Source organism: Corynebacterium sp. LK2510 (assembly GCF_040946405.1).
In the GTDB taxonomy this organism is placed as follows: domain Bacteria; phylum Actinomycetota; class Actinomycetes; order Mycobacteriales; family Mycobacteriaceae; genus Corynebacterium.
The window spans coordinates 64,863-80,315 of record NZ_JAYWLR010000002.1; the positions used below are offsets into that span (position 1 = coordinate 64,863).

Consider the following 15,453-nt stretch of genomic DNA (forward strand, 5'->3'; position numbering starts at 1 on the left):
CAGACGGTCTCCACCGACTTTAGATCCCACCTGTTCTAGGCACACAAAGGAAACGAGTGACATGGCGTACTCCCACGACTCCGTAGCTGACGTTCGCAACGAGTCTTTCCCGAACTACGAGGCGCGCATCGAGGACGCGTACATCGAGGGCTACGACCCAGTCTCCCTCGGTGCCCCGCACTCCTCTCTGCAGACCCGCACCCTCTGGTTCGGTATGGGCTTTATCCTGTCTGCGCTGTTCGGCATCGGTCTCGCGGTGTGGGGCCTGGGCGCACGTATCTGGGGCACCGGCACCCAGGAGAACCTGGGCGACCGCCTACTCTTCCTCGGCCTCGCCGAGGTGGCGATCACCCTGATTCTCGGATTTGTCTGCATCGCCATCGCCCGCCGCGGTTACAAGGAGTACCGCGAGCGCACCGGTCGCATTAACTAGGCAGCGGCCGTCGCGCCGCCGGGATCAACTCCCCGCCCCGTATGGGGCGGGGAGTTTGTCGTTGCTCCACCTGCCTTCGCCTGCGATTGGACTGCGCCTGCTTTAATCAAGGGCATGTCGAAGCACGCCCTCGCTCTGCCCGTTCCCAGTGGCCCCGACACCGAGGCCCAACGGCGCAGAACACTGCGCAACCACAAGGTCTTCGTGACCAGCCTTCTCGGGGTCATGGCGATCATCTTCCTGGGCTGCTCGTGGTGGCAGGCCCAGGGCACCGCACCCGCCTGGGTAGGTTTCGTGCGCGCCGCCGCGGAGGCGGGCATGGTCGGCGGGCTCGCGGACTGGTTCGCGGTCACCGCGCTGTTTCGCCACCCCATGGGGATTCCGATTCCGCACACCGCGATCATCCCGCGGAAGAAAGATCAGGTGGCGGATTCTCTCAGTGAGTTCGTCAGCGAGAACTTCCTCAACGCCGACACGATCACCGATAAGGTTGCCGCCGCGGACGTGCCCCGCCGGGCAGGCGTGTGGCTGGTGCAGCCGGGCAACGCCGAGCTCGTGTCGGAGCGCGCGGGCGGGTTCATCCACCGCGCGGTATCTAACGTGGATGCGGCGCAGGCGGAGGAATTCATCCGCGAACAGGTCGTCACCCGCGCCGCGGAGCCGCAGTGGGGTCCGCCGTTGGGCAGAGTGCTGACCGGTCTAATCGCCGACGGCAAGGTCGAGCCGCTCGTCGACGACGCCGTGGCCTGGGCCCGCCGCAAGGTCCTCGGCATGGAGGACGCCGTTATCACACTTATCGACGACCGCATGCCCACGTGGGCACCGAAGTTCGCCCGCGACCTCGTCGGCGAGCGGGTCTACCGCGAGCTCGTCGCCTTCGTCTCCGAGGTCGACGCGGACCCCGACCACGAGGCGCGCCATGCGATTCGCAGGGTGATCTCGCAGTTCGCCCACGACCTGCAGCACGACGAGGCGACGATCGCCCGTGTCGAGGCGGTCAAGGACGACATTCTCGGTTCCCAGGCCGTCTCCACGATCTCGGGTGGGGTCTGGGCGCAGGTCTCAAACTCGCTGACGTCCGCGGCGGCGGATCCCGATTCCCCGCTGCGCCGCAAGATCGTCGCGCTGTGCCACGAGTGGGGTGCCAAGCTTGTCGACGACCCCGAGGTCCGCTCCGCCGCCGAGCGCAACCTGCGCCGCGCCACCCGCTTCCTCGCCGAGAATGGTGCAGGGGAAATCGTCGGGATCATCTCCGAGACGATCCAGCGCTGGGACGGCAACGAGGCGAGCGACAAGATCGAGCTCATGGTGGGCAAAGACCTGCAGTTCATCCGCCTGAACGGCACCATTGTCGGTGCGCTGGCCGGTGTAACTATCTACACTGTTTCTCAGATACTTTTTTATTAACCAACGGCTTTTAAGGATGAACGCACATGTCTTCTGACTACACACCCCACAACGACATCACCGGCAACTTCGACGAGGACGCCGCGGACGCGCCGCGCGCGGATTTCCACGAGACCGCTTCTGAGGCCGCTTCTGAGGCTGCCAGCGAGGGTTCCCTCATGGACAACCTAAAGAGCATCGGCGAGGCATGGCTCGCCGCTGGTTGGTCGCTGGGTGGCGTCGCCTCCCACTTCGTGGACAACCTCCGCGAGGAGCGCGGTTCCGCCGCCGAGGGCGAGGAAGCGTCCGCGAACGATTCTGTGGCTCAGCAGCTCAAGGCGGCCGTCGACCGTGCACGCTCGGAGTTCAGCTCCGCCGACAACGACCGCGACTTCCGTTCCGCGGCATCGTCTTTCGCCTCCGACGCTGAGGGCATCTTCCGCTCCCTCGCCGGCCCGCTGACCCGCGCAGGCGACGCAACGCTGAACTCCGGCCAGACGGACGACGCAAAGAATGCCTTTGCAGACGCAGTCGCCGAGGTCCGCGAGACCTTCAACCAGGCCGTGGCTGGCATCCGTAACCGCGCCGAAGAGGCGGACGTGGACGCCGAGGGCGCGGTCAACGACCTGCGCTCCCGCCTCGAGGGCCTCATCTCTAAGGTGACCGACCAGCTTGGCCAGTCCGGCCAAGACGCCGAGTCGGAGGACGCCGCGGACGCCGAGGTTGTCGACGGAGAGGTCGTCTCCAAAGACGACAGCAACTAAGCGGGACGCCTGAGTACGCCACCGCCACCACACACTGACAGCGAGGACACCACGTGATCGATGCGAGCCTGGGACTCATTCCCACCCTCTTGACACTGCCCCTGTACTTGCACAGGCTTTTGTTCCTGGTCGTGGGTGTTGCTGGTCTCGTCGGTATCTTCTTCGCGGCAACGACCCGTGATGACGCCTACGATGCGGGCAACCGACAGGGAAAGTGGACGTGGGTTGCGATCCTGGCCGGTGCCACGGTGGTGAGCCTGCTGCAGTTCCCGTTCCTCGCGTGGTTCGGCGCGGTGGCGATCGGCATTTACTTCTTCGACGTCCGCCCGCAGCTCAACAACATTATCCGCGGCAACTACGGGTGGTAGGTAGCGCGTGAACGACCTCGAGTGGCTGGCCACACGGGTGGGGATTTCCCTCCTGGGTGGCCAGCCTCCGTTTGATGTGGGCGGCGGCGGTGCTGGCGCTGTCGTGGAGCCGACGCACATTACGCACGCGCGGAACGTGTCCGGGCCCGTGATCTCTGTGGTGGGGTGGCCCACTGGCCGCCACCACAGCGTGATCAAGGCCGCCGAAGCACGCCTAGCCGCCGAGACCGGGGCGGGAGAGGTGTGGCTCAGCGTCGATGGGGCGTTAGATGCCAACGCGATCCTCGCGGACATCGTCGCGGTGCGGCAGGCGGTCACCGCACCGACGCTGCTGGGGGTGTTCGTGAGCGGGCCCGGTGCCAGCGCGACCGCAGCCGCCGCAGAGCATGCCGGCGCAGATCTCGTGGCGGTCAGCGCGTCAGGCGCACTGCCGGAAACCGCTCTACCCATCAGTGTCGTCGGGGTGGCACCGTCGCTGGAAGCAGTCATCGCCGCGCTGGACGCGGGCGCGAGCCGCGTCTTTACTTCCGGGCCCTTCCGCGCCGTATCGGCTGGCTAAGGCGAAGGCTAGGACGTAGCAGGCGCGCTGCGCGACAGCTGCGCCATGTCGACGTCGTTGCCGCTGAGCGTGACGTCGAGGTTGCCCGCGCCAACTGTGAAGTCGCGGACCTCCAGCTGGCCGGTGACGGACTCCTCCACGCCGGTCTCGAGAGCACTCGAGATGCCCTGGGTGACTGACTGGGGCATCGCGAAGCCGAACAGCTCCGTCGCCTCCGCCTGGAAGGTGAGGTTGCCGTCGCGCATCTCCGGGCGCAGCTCCAGGCCGGCAGCACCACCGCTGAAGCCGATGGTGAAGGTGCCCGTTTCGGGGTTTGACGTGACATCGGAGACGGTGATGATCCCGTCGAGGAACGACGCGCGGCCGTCACCGGCCTGGCTGAGGGCGTCGCTAAGCTGCTGCTGCAGCATGACGCGGACGAAGTCGTCGGGAAGCTGGGTGTTGAGCGTGAGCTGCTCGGCGACCTGGCGGCCGTTGTCGACGCGCAGGTTGTCCACCTGGATTGTCGTGGCGGGGTTCCCGGCAAAGCTGTCGCCCTCGATGGCCAGGGTGGAGGGGGTATCCAACGTGACGTGGGGAACGACGCCGCGGGCCAAGCCGAGGGTAAGGGGGCTGGGCCCGAAAGAGACACCCATGTCGTCTGCCTGCACCGCGACGGAGTCCGGGGCCTCGGCGGCCATGCTGGAGCGGATTTCGTTGGCCATGTAGGCGCGCAGGCCGAACTCCGCGACGAGCAGGAGGATCAGCAGTGCGGCGAGGATCCCGACGATGACTTTCCAGGCGGTACGCATGCGCCCATCATAGTTCGGGGTCCACGGCTGCCCAATCGACCGCGAGGGTGCAGTCGCGCAGGCGGCGCCGCACCGGGTGGATGGGCCAGCCGCGCACGCGCAGCTCCTCGTGGGCGTGCGCCCAGCGCACGCGCGGGCCGTGGGGTGCCCACCCGGCGGCGTTGCTCCAGGCGGCGTCGGCGTCGTTAAGCAATGCGTGGATTTTCTCACCGGGGACGTTGCGGTGGATGAGTACCTTGGGTAGGCGCTCTGCGACGTCGGAGGGGGTCGAGACGTCGGCGGGGTCCCAGGAGAGGTGAAGGGAGCGCGGTCCGGTGGCGTCGAGAAGCACCCACGTGGTGCGCCGCCCTAGCTCGTCGCAGGTGCCCTCGATGAAGAATCCCCCCGGTGCCAGTCTCGAGCAGACCGTCTCCCAGACGGTGGGCACGTCCGCGACGTCGTACTGGCGCAGGACATTGAAGGCGCGCACGAGGTGGGGGCTGTAGCCGGCGAGCTCGAATCCGCCCAGTTCGAAGCGCACGCCGTCGCGCGGCGGCAGGACCCGCTCCGGGTTGATCTCTAAGCCCACGACCTCGATTGTCGGGGTGATCTGGCGCAGCCACCGCGCCCACTCCACCGTCGTGGTGTGGGAGGCGCCGTATCCGACATCAAGGGCGAGCGGGCGCTCGGCGGAGCGCAGCAGGGATTGCACCTGCGGGTTGTAGCACAGCCACCGGTCGCAGCGGCGCAGGCGGTTGTGGCCGGTCGTACCGCGGGTGATCACGCCAAACGGCCGACCAGGCCCGGTCTGCGCGCGCAGGTTGTGGGCGTGGTCGGCCATGGAGAAAGGGAAGTGAAGTGTGGAGAACTACAGGTTCTCGGAGATCCACTGCTCGGTGAGCTTGCCCTCGTTGGTGAAGATCTCTTCAAGGGCCTCGGCTACCTTCGGCTCCAGCGCCGCACCCATGAACGGGATGTTGACCTTTGCCTCGTTGTCGTAGGTCAGGGTGGTGGTCTCGCCAGCGCCCGCGAGAGCGATGGTGCCGGAGAAGTCGACCGGGGTGCCCTTGACGTCACCGGTGTAGGACAGCTGCGCGGCCTCACCATCGAGCGCGCCGATGGTGACCACGCGCTTGAGCTTCAGGTCCTGCGAAATCATCGCCTGCGCCGCATCCGGGAGGATGGACTGCGGGAGGATCTCGAAGAGGGTGGCGGTGTCGCCGGTGAACTCGTTGAGCTCGCCGGGCTCCGGGGAAAGAGTCTGCGCGATAAACTCCCAGTACTCCTTCGTGCTGAAGGCCTGGTGCACCTTAGCGGCGGGGTGGTTGATCGTCACGGTGGTTTCACTATGTGCAGTCATGGGCTCCAGACTACCGTTGATGCCGTGTCTGATACATCTTTCGCCCAACTTACGACGCTGCGCGTAGGCGGTACGCCGCGCGATGTGATCCGCTGCACCACCGCCGAGGAGATAGCGGCGACGGTCCAGCGTTTCGACGCGGCAGGGACCCCGCAGCTCATCGTCGGCGGCGGGTCCAACCTCGTCATCGCCGACGGCGAGCTCGATCTCACGGCTGTCGTCACCGGCAACGTGGGCATCGAGCTTATCGACGACACCACCCTCCGCGTCGGCGCCGGCACCGTGTGGGACGACGTCGTCGCCTTCGCCGTGGAGCATGGCCTGGGCGGCATTGAGACCCTCTCCGGCATCCCAGGCTCCGCGGGCGCGACCCCGGTGCAAAATGTTGGCGCGTACGGCGCCGAGGTGGGCGAGGTGCTCACGCGGGTGCGCCTATGGAATCGCGAGACGAACACCGACGAGTGGGTGCCCGCGGAGTCGCTGGAGCTGGCGTACCGCTACTCCAACCTCAAGTTCACCGGCCGCGCCGTCGTCCTCGAAATCGAGCTGGGCCTCGAGCGCACCGAGCTGTCGCAGCCCTTGCGCCACCTCGGCGGGCAGCGCCTCACCCTCGCCGAGGCCCGCGCCAACGTGCTTAAGACGCGCCGGGCGAAGGGCATGGTGCTCGACCAAGGCGATCACGACACGTGGTCCGCCGGGTCGTTTTTCACCAACCCGGTGGTGGACACCGCCGTCGCAGACACCATCGACGCCGCGGTGGGGGAGGCCGGCATGCCGCGCTTCCCGCAGCCCGACGGGCGCGAGAAGCTGTCTGCGGCGTGGCTCATCGAGCGCGCCGGGTTCCCCCGTGGCTACCCGGGCGAGGGCGCGCCGGCGCGGCTGAGCACCAAACACACCCTGGCGCTGACCAACCGCGGCGCGGCGACGGCCGGCGACATCGTGGCGTTGGCCAGGGAGGTCCGAGACGGCGTGGAGAAGCGCTTCGGCGTGCGCCTGACACCCGAGCCCGTGTGGGTGGGCGTGGGCATCGACGAGGCTGGGCCGGCCTAACTCTCCTTCGCGCCCAGGCGCTCGAGCAGGTCCGCCTGGACCTCGCGGCGGCGGATCTTGCCCAGCTGGTCGCGGGCGAGCTCCTCGAAGTGGTAGAAGGTGCGCGGCACCTTGTAGCGGGTCAACCGCTCGCGGGCGAACTCCTTGAGCCCCTCGGGATCCAGCGGGGCACCCTCGCGAAGGGTGACGCAGGCGACCACATCCTCGGAGCCGTCGGCACGCGGCCGGCCCACCACGGCGACATCGATAACGTCTGGGTGCTGGCGGACGACGTCCTCAACCTCCTGCGGGTAGACGTTGAACCCGCCCGTGATGATGAGCTCCTTGATGCGGGAGACGAGCTTGATAAAGCCGTCTTCCTCCATAAAGCCCATGTCGCCGGTGCGGAACCATCCATCGTGGAAGGCTGCCTCGGTGGCTTCCTCGTTGTGCAAGTAGCCGGAGAACACCTGCGGGCCGCGGGCCAGCAGCTCGCCGGCCTCGCCCGTGGGCATGTCCTCGTCCAGGTTTTCCGGGTTGGCGATGCGGATCTCGGTGTCCGGGAAGGGGATGCCGATGTAGCCGGGGCGGCGGTCCGCGCTGCGTGGGTTGCCCACCAAGATGGGGGAGGTTTCGGTCAGGCCGTAGCCTTCCACGAGGTGGCCGCCAGTGATGGCCTCCCACCGCGCGATGATCTCGCCGGGCAGGGAGGACGCGCCGGAAAAGCCGATCTTCACCTCGGACAGGTCGATGCCCTTTGCCTCGGCTTCGTCGATAATGCGCGTGAACAACGTCGGTACGCCCGGCACGAAGGTGGGGGTGTGCTTCTTCAAAGCGCCCATGATCAGGTTCATCTCGGGGGCGGGCAGGAGCACGACCTCGCTGCCGATGAGGAAAGTCAGCGTCAGCGAGAACGTCAGGCCGTACGCGTGGAAGAACGGCAGGGTAGCCAGCATGCGCTGGTTCGGTTCCTGCAGTTCTTTGACCCAGGCCACGCCCTGCTGCGCGTTAGCGATGAGGTTGCGGTGGCTCAGCACCGCGCCCTTGGGCCTGCCGGTCGTGCCTGAGGTGTAGAGGATCAGCGCCGGGTCTTCCGGGGTGACGGATTCGGGAAGCGTGATGTCTGCTCCCGCGCCGCCGATAGCGAGCCCGGTGAGCGTTTCCCAGGCGACTGTGTTGTTTGTTGGGCCGGTGAGCTTGTTGCGGGCGTCGCGAAGCTTCTTGACCGGCAAGCGCAGCGCCATTTGCTGCAGGCGTGGCATCGCCTTGGTCATGTTGACGCTGACCACAGTCTCGAGCGGGGTGTCGGGGCGCAGCTTCTCCATGGTGTCGGCGACTTTGTCCCACACGATGGCCACGCGCGCGCCGTGGTCTTTAAACTGCGGCTTTAACTCAGCCGCAGTGTAGAGCGGGTTGTGCTCCACCACGACGCCGCCGAGGAGCTGGACGGCCATGAACGCGGCGACGTGCTGCGGGCAGTTCGGCAGCAGGATCGCCACGCGGTCGCCGGGGCGCACGCCGAGGCCCTTTAAGCCGGCCGCGGCGTGGCGCACCTCGCGGTCCAACTCGGCGTAGGTCTGGGTGCGGCCGAAAAACCATGTCGCTGGTTTATCGCCGTTCTTCGACAGATTGTCCTCGTAGATTTGCCCCAGTGTGACGGTCCCGTATTCGAGCGACTGATTCATTGTCCACTCCGGGTAGTACGCCAACCAGGGTGCGGGCTGCTGAGCATCGGTGGAAGACATGCTGCCGAGTATAGGGATTCTGGCAGCCCTTTTGGCTGGCTAGTGCTTCGCGGTGCCGCTTTCGAGCATCTCAAGAAGAATCTTCTGCACGGCCTTGCGGCGGATCTTGCCCGTCTGGTCGCGCTCGAGAGACTCGAAGTGGTAGAAGGTGCGCGGCACCTTGTAGGGGGTGAGGCGTTCGCGGGCGAACTGGCGCAGACCCTCGGGATCGAGCGGAGCACCTTCGCGCAGCGCCACACAGGCGACGACGTCTTCGGAGCCGTCCGGGCGGGGCCGGCCGACGACGGCGATATCGTCGATGTCTTCGTGCTGCTTCATGACCTGCTCGACCTCGTCCGGGTAGACGTTGAAGCCGCCGGTGATGATCATTTCCTTGATGCGTGCCACCAGGCGGATGAAACCGTCGGACTCCATCACTGCCATGTCGCCGGTGCGGAACCAGTCTTCGAAGAAGGCCTTCTCGTTAGCCTCCGGCTTGTTCAGGTATCCGGAGAAGACCTGCGGGCCGCGGGCAAGCAGCTCGCCGGGTTCGCCGTCGGGCATGGTCTCGGCCGGGTTGTCGGGGTTGGCGATGCGGATCTCGGTGTCAGGGAACGGAACGCCGATGTAACCCGGGCGGTGGTTGCCATCCATCGGGTTCGCGGTCAGGATCGGGGCCGTCTCGGTCAGGCCGTAGCCTTCGACGAGGCGGCCACCGGTTGCCTTCTCCCACAGCTCGAGGGTGGTCGTCGGCAGCGTCGCAGCGCCCGAGAAAGCGTTGCGAATGGAGGAGACGTCCTTGTTGTTCTCCAGCGCCCACGAGGCGATGCGCTCATACAGAGTCGGCACGCCCGGCAGCATGGTCGGCTTGGTTTTCTCGATCGCGGAGTTGATCAGTTCCGGCTTCGGTGCCGGGACGAGCACCATCTGCGCGGCCTCGGTTAGCGCGAGTGAAAAGTTCAGCAGTAGGCCGTAGACGTGGAACAGCGGCAGGACGGCGAGGACGCGCTCGTCGGTGTCGCCCCAGCCCTTGAGCCACTCAAGACCGCCGACCAGGTTGGCGTTGAGGTTGCCGTGCGTCAGGGGAGCGCCCTTCGGCTCACCGGTGGTGCCGGAGGTGTAGAGGATGAACGCAATGTCGTCCTGGGTTACCGGGCTGATACGCGGGGTGTCCGGGGAGGAGAGAAGCTGTGCGAACGGGATGGTGCCGGGGGCCTGGGCCGTAAGTTCGTCGCGCTTCTTCTTTACCGGGCCGACTGGCAACTTGAGCAGCGTGCGCAGGTGCCACGGCATCGCGTCGATCATATTGACGGTGATGACCGTCTCCAGCTGTGTTTTCTCAAACAGCTTCTTGTACACCGGCGCGGCCTTGTCCCACACGATGGCCACGAGCGCCCCGTGGTCCTTGATTTGGGACTCGAGTTCGTATGCGGTGTAGAGCGGGTTGTGTTCGACGACGGTTGCCCCAAGCCGGTGGATCGCCAGGATAGAGACGACGTGCTGCGGACAGTTCGGCAGCGCGATCACCACGCGGTCGCCGGGGCCCACGCCGTGCTCGCTCAGGGCGTTGGCGATGCGGTTGACCTGCTTGTCAATCTCGCGGTAGGTCAGCTCCGCGCCCATAAACCAGGTCGCCTTCGCCGTCGGGTGGGCGTCGACGCAGTCCGCGAAGCGGGTGGCGAGGGTGTCGTCGCCAAGCTCCGGGTGCGGATTAGTCCACTCGGCGTAGTGGTTCAGCCAGGCCTTGTCTTCGTACGCTCCCATACGGGCGGGTCCCTTTCTCAGTACTTTGTTGTCGCTGTTGCTTCCATGGCGTGCACGGATCATGCACGAAGTGTGCGTCGGTGATGCTGAGCAATGGTGCTTAGCTGCACCGACCTAACAGTTGCGTGGCGCAAGTATACGGTGGGTATGCCGCAGGCCAGAGATTTCCGCGGCCGGCGGTGTCGGCAGTGAAGCCCGCACGCATCACTTTTCGACGACCGCAGGCTCACCATCTCCCACGGTGGTGTCGTCGCCGTTGTCGAGCATGTCGATGAGTGTCTGCTGCACCTCGCGGCGGCGAATCTTTCCCGTCATGTCGCGGGTGAGATCTTCGAAGTGGTAGAAAGTGCGCGGCACCTTGTAGGCGGTGAGGCGCTCCCTGGCGAACTCGCGCAATGCGTCGGACTCGATGACCGCGCCCTCGCGCAGAGTCACACAGGCGACGACGTCCTCGGAACCATCCGGGCGGGGCCGGCCGACCACAGCGATGTCCTCGATGTCCTCGTGCTGTTTCATCACCTGTTCGACCTCGTCCGGGTAGACGTTAAAACCGCCGGTGATGATCATTTCCTTGATGCGCGAGACCAGGCGAATGAACCCGTCCGGCTCCATCACTGCCATGTCGCCGGTGCGAAACCAGCCGTTGTGGAACGCCTTTTCAGTTTCTTCCGGCTTGTTCAGATAGCCCTTGAACACTTGCGGGCCGCGGGCGACGAGCTCGCCGGGCTCGCCGTCGGGCATCGTCTCGTCGAGGTTGTCGGGGTTGGCGATGCGGATATCAGTGTTGGGGAAGGGCAAGCCGATGTAGCCGGGGCGGTGGTTACCGTCCATCGGGTTCGCGGTGAGGATCGGCGAGGTCTCCGTCAAGCCGTAGCCCTCCACGAGCACTCCGCCGGTAATCGATTCCCATTTCTCAATCGTCGTGGTTGGCAGCGTCGATGCCCCCGAGAACGAATTGCGGATGCTGGGGTAGCGCTTGTTGTTGGCCAGCGCGCTCTCGGCAATCTTCTCGTACAAGGTGGGCACGCCCGGGAAGAAGGTGGGCGGGTTGCGCTTCAGCGCCATGGCGATCAGCTTCGGCTCGGGTGCCGGGACCAGGATAATCTCCGCGCCGATGCCGATGCCGAGCCCGACGTTAAGGGCGAGGCCGTAGACGTGGAACAGCGGCAGGATGGCCAGTACCTTCTCGCGCTCCTTGCCCAAGTCTTTGACCCAGAGCAAGCCGGACTTCAGCATGGAGTTGAGGTTGCCGTGGGTGATCTGCGCGCCCTTGGGCGGGCCGGTCGTTCCGGAGGTGTAGAGGATGACCGCCGTGTCGTCTTGGGTGATGTCCTCGCAGGGCTGGAATTGTCTATCAATCAGTGCGGTGTCCCACGCCATCGTCGCGGGCGCAGGCGCGGAGAGCTTGTCGCGCATCTCCTTGAGCGGGCCGACGGGGATCTTCAGCGCCAGGCGGTAGGGCAGCGGCATCGCGTCGATCATGTTCACCGAGATGATCGTTGACAGCGGCGCCTCCTTGCGGATGGGGGAGACCGTCTCAGCCGCCTTGTCCCAGACGATGGCGACCTTCGCGCCGTGGTCTTGGAATTGGGGCGTGAGCTCGGAGGTTGTGTAGAGCGGGTTGTGCTCTACCACGATCGCCCCGAGGCGCATGATCGCGCAGAACGCGACGACATGTTGCGGGCAGTTCGGCAGCATGACTGCCACGCGGTCGCCTTTGGTCACGCCGAGCTCCTGCAGGCCCGCGGCGAGCTTGTTCGCCTGCTCGTTGAGGTCCGCATACGTCATGGTTTGGCCCATGAACCAGGTCGCCACCTGGTTCGAGTGCCTGGCCAGGTTGCGCTCGTACACGTCGACGAGGGTGTCGTCGCCCATGTCGATTTCATGGGGCGTCCATCGCGCGTAGTGCTGCAGCCACGCTTTGTTATCGAAGGCTCCCATTGAAAAAGTCTCCTTATCGCTTATCGACGACTCATTGAAAGCGAGCATAACCAGAAAATGAGTGTCATGCATCACATTAATGACGCAAAGTGAGGTGCGAGTCATTCTCGCTCCGGTTGCGGTGCGCCGGAGCTCGTGTAAAACCTGTAGCAACAGCCGTCGCCTGCCCTGCGTGCCGAGGGGTGGGTGGCGTCAAGGGGGATCAGGCACACCACTGGGGGAGAGACCATGAACACGCACGTTCCGACATCGACGGTGCCCGAGGCGGCCGCGCGCCAGCCCGAGCGCGCCGGGCAGCCCGCACAGATCCATCTGGGGCTCGACCCGGGGTTGGATCAGTCAACACTGGTCAACCCGGTGAAAGCCGCGCCGACCACGGGCTGGCGCAAGCTGGTGCACGCGGCATCGCGGGGGCGGATCAACCCAGGGGTTTCGGCTAGCGAGCAGCGCGAGGAACAGCTCAACGCGGCGATCTGTGCCCCGCTGCGCGGCGATTACCGCATCGCCGTGATGTCCCTTAAAGGCGGGGTGGGCAAGACGACGACCACGGTTGGGCTCGGCGGGGTGTTCGCCCAGCAGCGCGGCGATCGCGTTATCGCCATCGACGCCAACCCGGACCTCGGCACGCTCGCACAGCGGGCGGTCGATTCCGCGCCCTCGACCATCCGCGACCTGCTCTGCGCCCCTGATACCTCGCGCTATCCGCAGGTCCGCTCGTACACCCACCAAGCCACCTCGCGCCTCGAGGTGATTGGCTCGGAGCGCGACCCCGCCGTGAGCGAAGCGTTCAGCGAGGCCGATTACCGGCGCGCGGTGGACATCCTGCAGCACCACTACAACATCATCCTCACCGACTGCGGCACGGGCCTGATGCACTCCGCGATGGCGGGCGTGCTCGACCTGGCCAACACGCTGGTGCTGGTGACCTCGCCTGCCCTCGACGGGGCGCAATCGGCGTCCGCGACCCTCGACTGGCTCAACCTCCACGGCTACGACCAACTGGCCGCCAACGCTGTCGTGGTGATTTCGGCCGCCGCCCCGGGCAAGCCCACCGTGGACATCGCCCGTGTCGCGGAGCACTTCGCGGCACGCACGAGGGCGGTGCACACCATTCCTTACGACCGCCACCTGGCCGAGGGCTCGGTGGTGGACATGTCCCGGCTCTCGTCCGCCACGCATGACGCCTACCGCGAGCTCGCCGCCAGCGTCGCCGCGGACTTCAGCTCGTGGCACCGCCACGCCGCCTGGTAGGAGCTGGTAGGAGATGGTTGCGACGTAGACTTGGGCGCATGCGCGTCGCAATGATCTCCATGCACACCTCCCCGCTGGAACAGCCGGGTGCAGGTGACGCGGGCGGGATGAACGTCTACGTCCTCAACGTGGCGACGCAGCTCGCCCGCCGCGGGGTCCACGTCGACGTCTTCACCCGCGCGTCACGCCCTCGGCAGGGGGAGATCGTGCAGGTTGCGGACAACCTGCGCGTGGTCAACATCGTCGCCGGGCCCTATGAGGGGCTGACCAAGGAAGAGCTGCCCACCCAGCTCGCCGCGTTCGCCGGCGGCGTCGTCCAGTTCGCCCGGGAAAACGGCCTCGACGGCGAGCGCGGCTACGACCTGTTCCACTCCCACTACTGGCTCTCCGGCCAGGTGGGGTGGCTGCTGTCCGACCTCGCCCGGGTCCCGCTCGTGCACACAGGACATACGTGGGCGGCCGTGAAGAACGCCCACCGCTCGGCCTCGGATACCGCCGAGGGCGAGGCGCGCCGCATCTGCGAGCAGCAGCTCGTCGACAACGCCGATTGCCTCGTGGTCAACACCGCCAACGAGAGCGACGAACTGGCGCGCCACTACGACGTCGAGCCGGACAAGATCGCCGTGGTCACCCCTGGCGCGGACACGGCGCTGTTCACCCCCGGTACGAACCGCAACACCGAGCTGGCCCGCCGCCAGCTCGGCCTGCCGCTGCATGCCAAGGTCGTCACCTTCGTCGGCCGTCTCCAGGAGTTCAAGGGCCCGCAGGTGCTCATCCGGGCCGTGGGTGAGCTCGTGCGCCGCGAGCCCGATATGCCGGTGCGGCTTGTGCTGTGCGGTGGGGCGTCGGGAAGCGGCGCGAGCATTGAGCGCTACCGCGAGCTCGCCGCCGAGGAGGGGCTCGGCGGGCGCGTGCGCTTCCTCGGACCGCGCCCCCCGGAGGAACTCGTCAGCGTCTACCAGGCATCCGACTTGGTCGCGGTGCCCAGCTTCAACGAGTCGTTCGGTCTCGTCGCCGTCGAGGCACAGGCGACGGGAACGCCGGTTGTCGCGGCGCGCGTCGGTGGATTGCCCCTGACCGTGGCAGAAGGGGAGACGGGTGCGTTGGTGACCGGACACGACCCGAACGACTGGGCCGATACGCTGCGCGAGTTGCTTGTCGACGACACCCGCCGCATCGCCATGGGCCAGGCCGCCGTCGCCCACGCCGCGCGTTTCAGCTGGGCCGCCGCGGCCGAGCGACTGGAGTCGATCTACAGCGACACGGTGGAGCACTACGCGCCGGGCAACAACGAGCGCGACCCCTTCGGGGGATAACGGCGCAGGCCCGGCGGGTTCGTGGCATGCTAATGACATGGGAAACGGAAAGCTAGTTTTGGTCCGCCACGGCCAGAGCGCGTGGAACAAGTCCAACCAGTTCACTGGTTGGGTCGACGTCGACTTGACCGAGCAGGGCGAGAAAGAGGCCGTCAACGCCGGCGAGCTGTTAGTGAAGAACAACGTCCTACCGGACATTTTGTTCACGTCCCTGCTGCGCCGCGCCATCCGCACCGCGAACATTGCCCTCAACGCCGCCGACCGCCACTGGATCCCGGTCGTGCGCAACTGGCGCCTCAACGAGCGCCACTACGGCAAGCTGCAAGGCCTGAACAAGGCCGAGATCCGCGAGCAGTTCGGCGAGGAGCAGTTCATGGAGTGGCGCCGCTCCTACGACACCCCGCCGCCGCAGATCGACGTGGACAACGAGTACGCCCAGACCAATGATCCGCGCTACTCCTTCCTGCCCGAGGTGCCCCGCACCGAGTGCCTGAAAGATGTCGTGGAGCGTTTCCTGCCCTTCTACATCGACGTGATCCTGCCCGAGGTCCTCGCCGGCAAGAACGTGATGGTCGCCGCACACGGCAACTCCCTGCGCGCTTTGGTGAAGTACCTCGACGGCATCTCTGACAAGGACATTGCCGCGCTCAACATCCCGACCGGCATGCCGCTCGTCTACGAGTTTGATGCTGCTGGCCGCGTGACCAACCCGGGTGGCACCTACCTCGACCCCGAGGCAGCGGCTGCGGGCGCGGCGGCGGTGGCAAACCAGGGCAACGCCAAGTAGC

At 66.3% G+C, this 15,453-nt stretch carries 15 protein-coding genes; 9 read left to right on the forward strand and 6 right to left on the reverse strand.

Going from position 1 to position 15,453, the window contains the following annotated elements; all coding sequences use genetic code 11:
* Positions 1-61 precede the first annotated feature (61 nt).
* From VVR41_RS02045 to VVR41_RS02065, 5 genes are all read left to right on the forward strand, one after another.
* The gene (locus VVR41_RS02045) at positions 62-433 is read left to right on the forward strand and encodes a hypothetical protein (RefSeq protein ID WP_368523403.1); all 372 of its coding nucleotides are present in this window, start codon (positions 62-64) and stop codon (positions 431-433) included.
* 114 nt (positions 434-547) lie between these two features.
* The gene (locus VVR41_RS02050; protein WP_368523404.1) at positions 548-1,840 is read left to right on the forward strand and encodes a DUF445 domain-containing protein; all 1,293 of its coding nucleotides are present in this window, start codon (positions 548-550) and stop codon (positions 1,838-1,840) included.
* Between the two features lie 26 nt (positions 1,841-1,866).
* A complete protein-coding gene (locus VVR41_RS02055) occupies positions 1,867-2,583 on the forward strand; it encodes a CGLAU_01105 family protein (protein WP_368523405.1) in 717 nt (238 codons plus the stop codon).
* A gap of 53 nt (positions 2,584-2,636) precedes the next feature.
* Entirely contained in the window at positions 2,637-2,951 is a 315-nt protein-coding gene (locus VVR41_RS02060) for a DUF2516 family protein (RefSeq protein ID WP_409338259.1), read from the forward strand.
* A 7-nt stretch (positions 2,952-2,958) separates the two neighbouring features.
* A complete protein-coding gene (locus tag VVR41_RS02065) occupies positions 2,959-3,510 on the forward strand; it encodes a hypothetical protein (RefSeq protein ID WP_368523406.1) in 552 nt (183 codons plus the stop codon).
* Between the two features lie 8 nt (positions 3,511-3,518).
* Here the strand turns inward: VVR41_RS02065 and VVR41_RS02070 are convergent, their stop codons facing one another.
* The 3 genes from VVR41_RS02070 to VVR41_RS02080 are packed head-to-tail and all read right to left on the reverse strand — an operon-like array spanning position 3,519 to position 5,640.
* Entirely contained in the window at positions 3,519-4,301 is a 783-nt protein-coding gene (locus VVR41_RS02070; protein ID WP_321103412.1) for an LmeA family phospholipid-binding protein, read from the reverse strand.
* Positions 4,302-4,308: 7 nt separating this feature from the next.
* On the reverse strand, positions 4,309-5,121 hold the full coding sequence (locus tag VVR41_RS02075; protein WP_368523407.1) for a class I SAM-dependent methyltransferase: 813 nt from the start codon (positions 5,119-5,121) through the stop codon (positions 4,309-4,311).
* Between the two features lie 27 nt (positions 5,122-5,148).
* A complete protein-coding gene (locus VVR41_RS02080; RefSeq protein ID WP_321103408.1) occupies positions 5,149-5,640 on the reverse strand; it encodes a DUF2505 domain-containing protein in 492 nt (163 codons plus the stop codon).
* Between VVR41_RS02080 and VVR41_RS02085 the strand changes: the two genes are divergently transcribed.
* The gene (locus VVR41_RS02085) at positions 5,629-6,690 is read left to right on the forward strand and encodes a UDP-N-acetylmuramate dehydrogenase (protein WP_368523408.1); all 1,062 of its coding nucleotides are present in this window, start codon (positions 5,629-5,631) and stop codon (positions 6,688-6,690) included. The genes VVR41_RS02080 and VVR41_RS02085 overlap by 12 nt on opposite strands.
* Here the strand turns inward: VVR41_RS02085 and VVR41_RS02090 are convergent.
* The 3 genes from VVR41_RS02090 to VVR41_RS02100 all read right to left on the reverse strand — a co-directional run bounded on the left by VVR41_RS02090 (position 6,687) and on the right by VVR41_RS02100 (position 12,098).
* A complete protein-coding gene (locus VVR41_RS02090) occupies positions 6,687-8,414 on the reverse strand; it encodes a long-chain-fatty-acid--CoA ligase (RefSeq protein WP_368523409.1) in 1,728 nt (575 codons plus the stop codon). The genes VVR41_RS02085 and VVR41_RS02090 overlap by 4 nt on opposite strands.
* A 39-nt stretch (positions 8,415-8,453) precedes the next feature.
* Positions 8,454-10,157, reverse strand: coding sequence for a long-chain-fatty-acid--CoA ligase (locus VVR41_RS02095; RefSeq protein ID WP_368523410.1), 1,704 nt, complete (start codon positions 10,155-10,157; stop codon positions 8,454-8,456).
* Between the two features lie 204 nt (positions 10,158-10,361).
* Entirely contained in the window at positions 10,362-12,098 is a 1,737-nt protein-coding gene (locus VVR41_RS02100) for a long-chain-fatty-acid--CoA ligase (RefSeq protein WP_368523411.1), read from the reverse strand.
* A gap of 228 nt (positions 12,099-12,326) precedes the next feature.
* Here VVR41_RS02100 and VVR41_RS02105 point away from each other — a divergent pair, with 228 nt between their 5' ends.
* The 3 genes from VVR41_RS02105 to VVR41_RS02115 are packed head-to-tail and all read left to right on the forward strand — an operon-like array spanning position 12,327 to position 15,452.
* Entirely contained in the window at positions 12,327-13,349 is a 1,023-nt protein-coding gene (locus VVR41_RS02105) for a MinD/ParA family protein (protein WP_368523412.1), read from the forward strand.
* A gap of 38 nt (positions 13,350-13,387) precedes the next feature.
* Entirely contained in the window at positions 13,388-14,665 is a 1,278-nt protein-coding gene (gene mshA / locus VVR41_RS02110) for a D-inositol-3-phosphate glycosyltransferase (protein WP_321103398.1), read from the forward strand.
* 37 nt (positions 14,666-14,702) lie between these two features.
* Entirely contained in the window at positions 14,703-15,452 is a 750-nt protein-coding gene (locus tag VVR41_RS02115; RefSeq protein WP_368523413.1) for a phosphoglyceromutase, read from the forward strand.
* Position 15,453 lies beyond the last annotated feature (1 nt).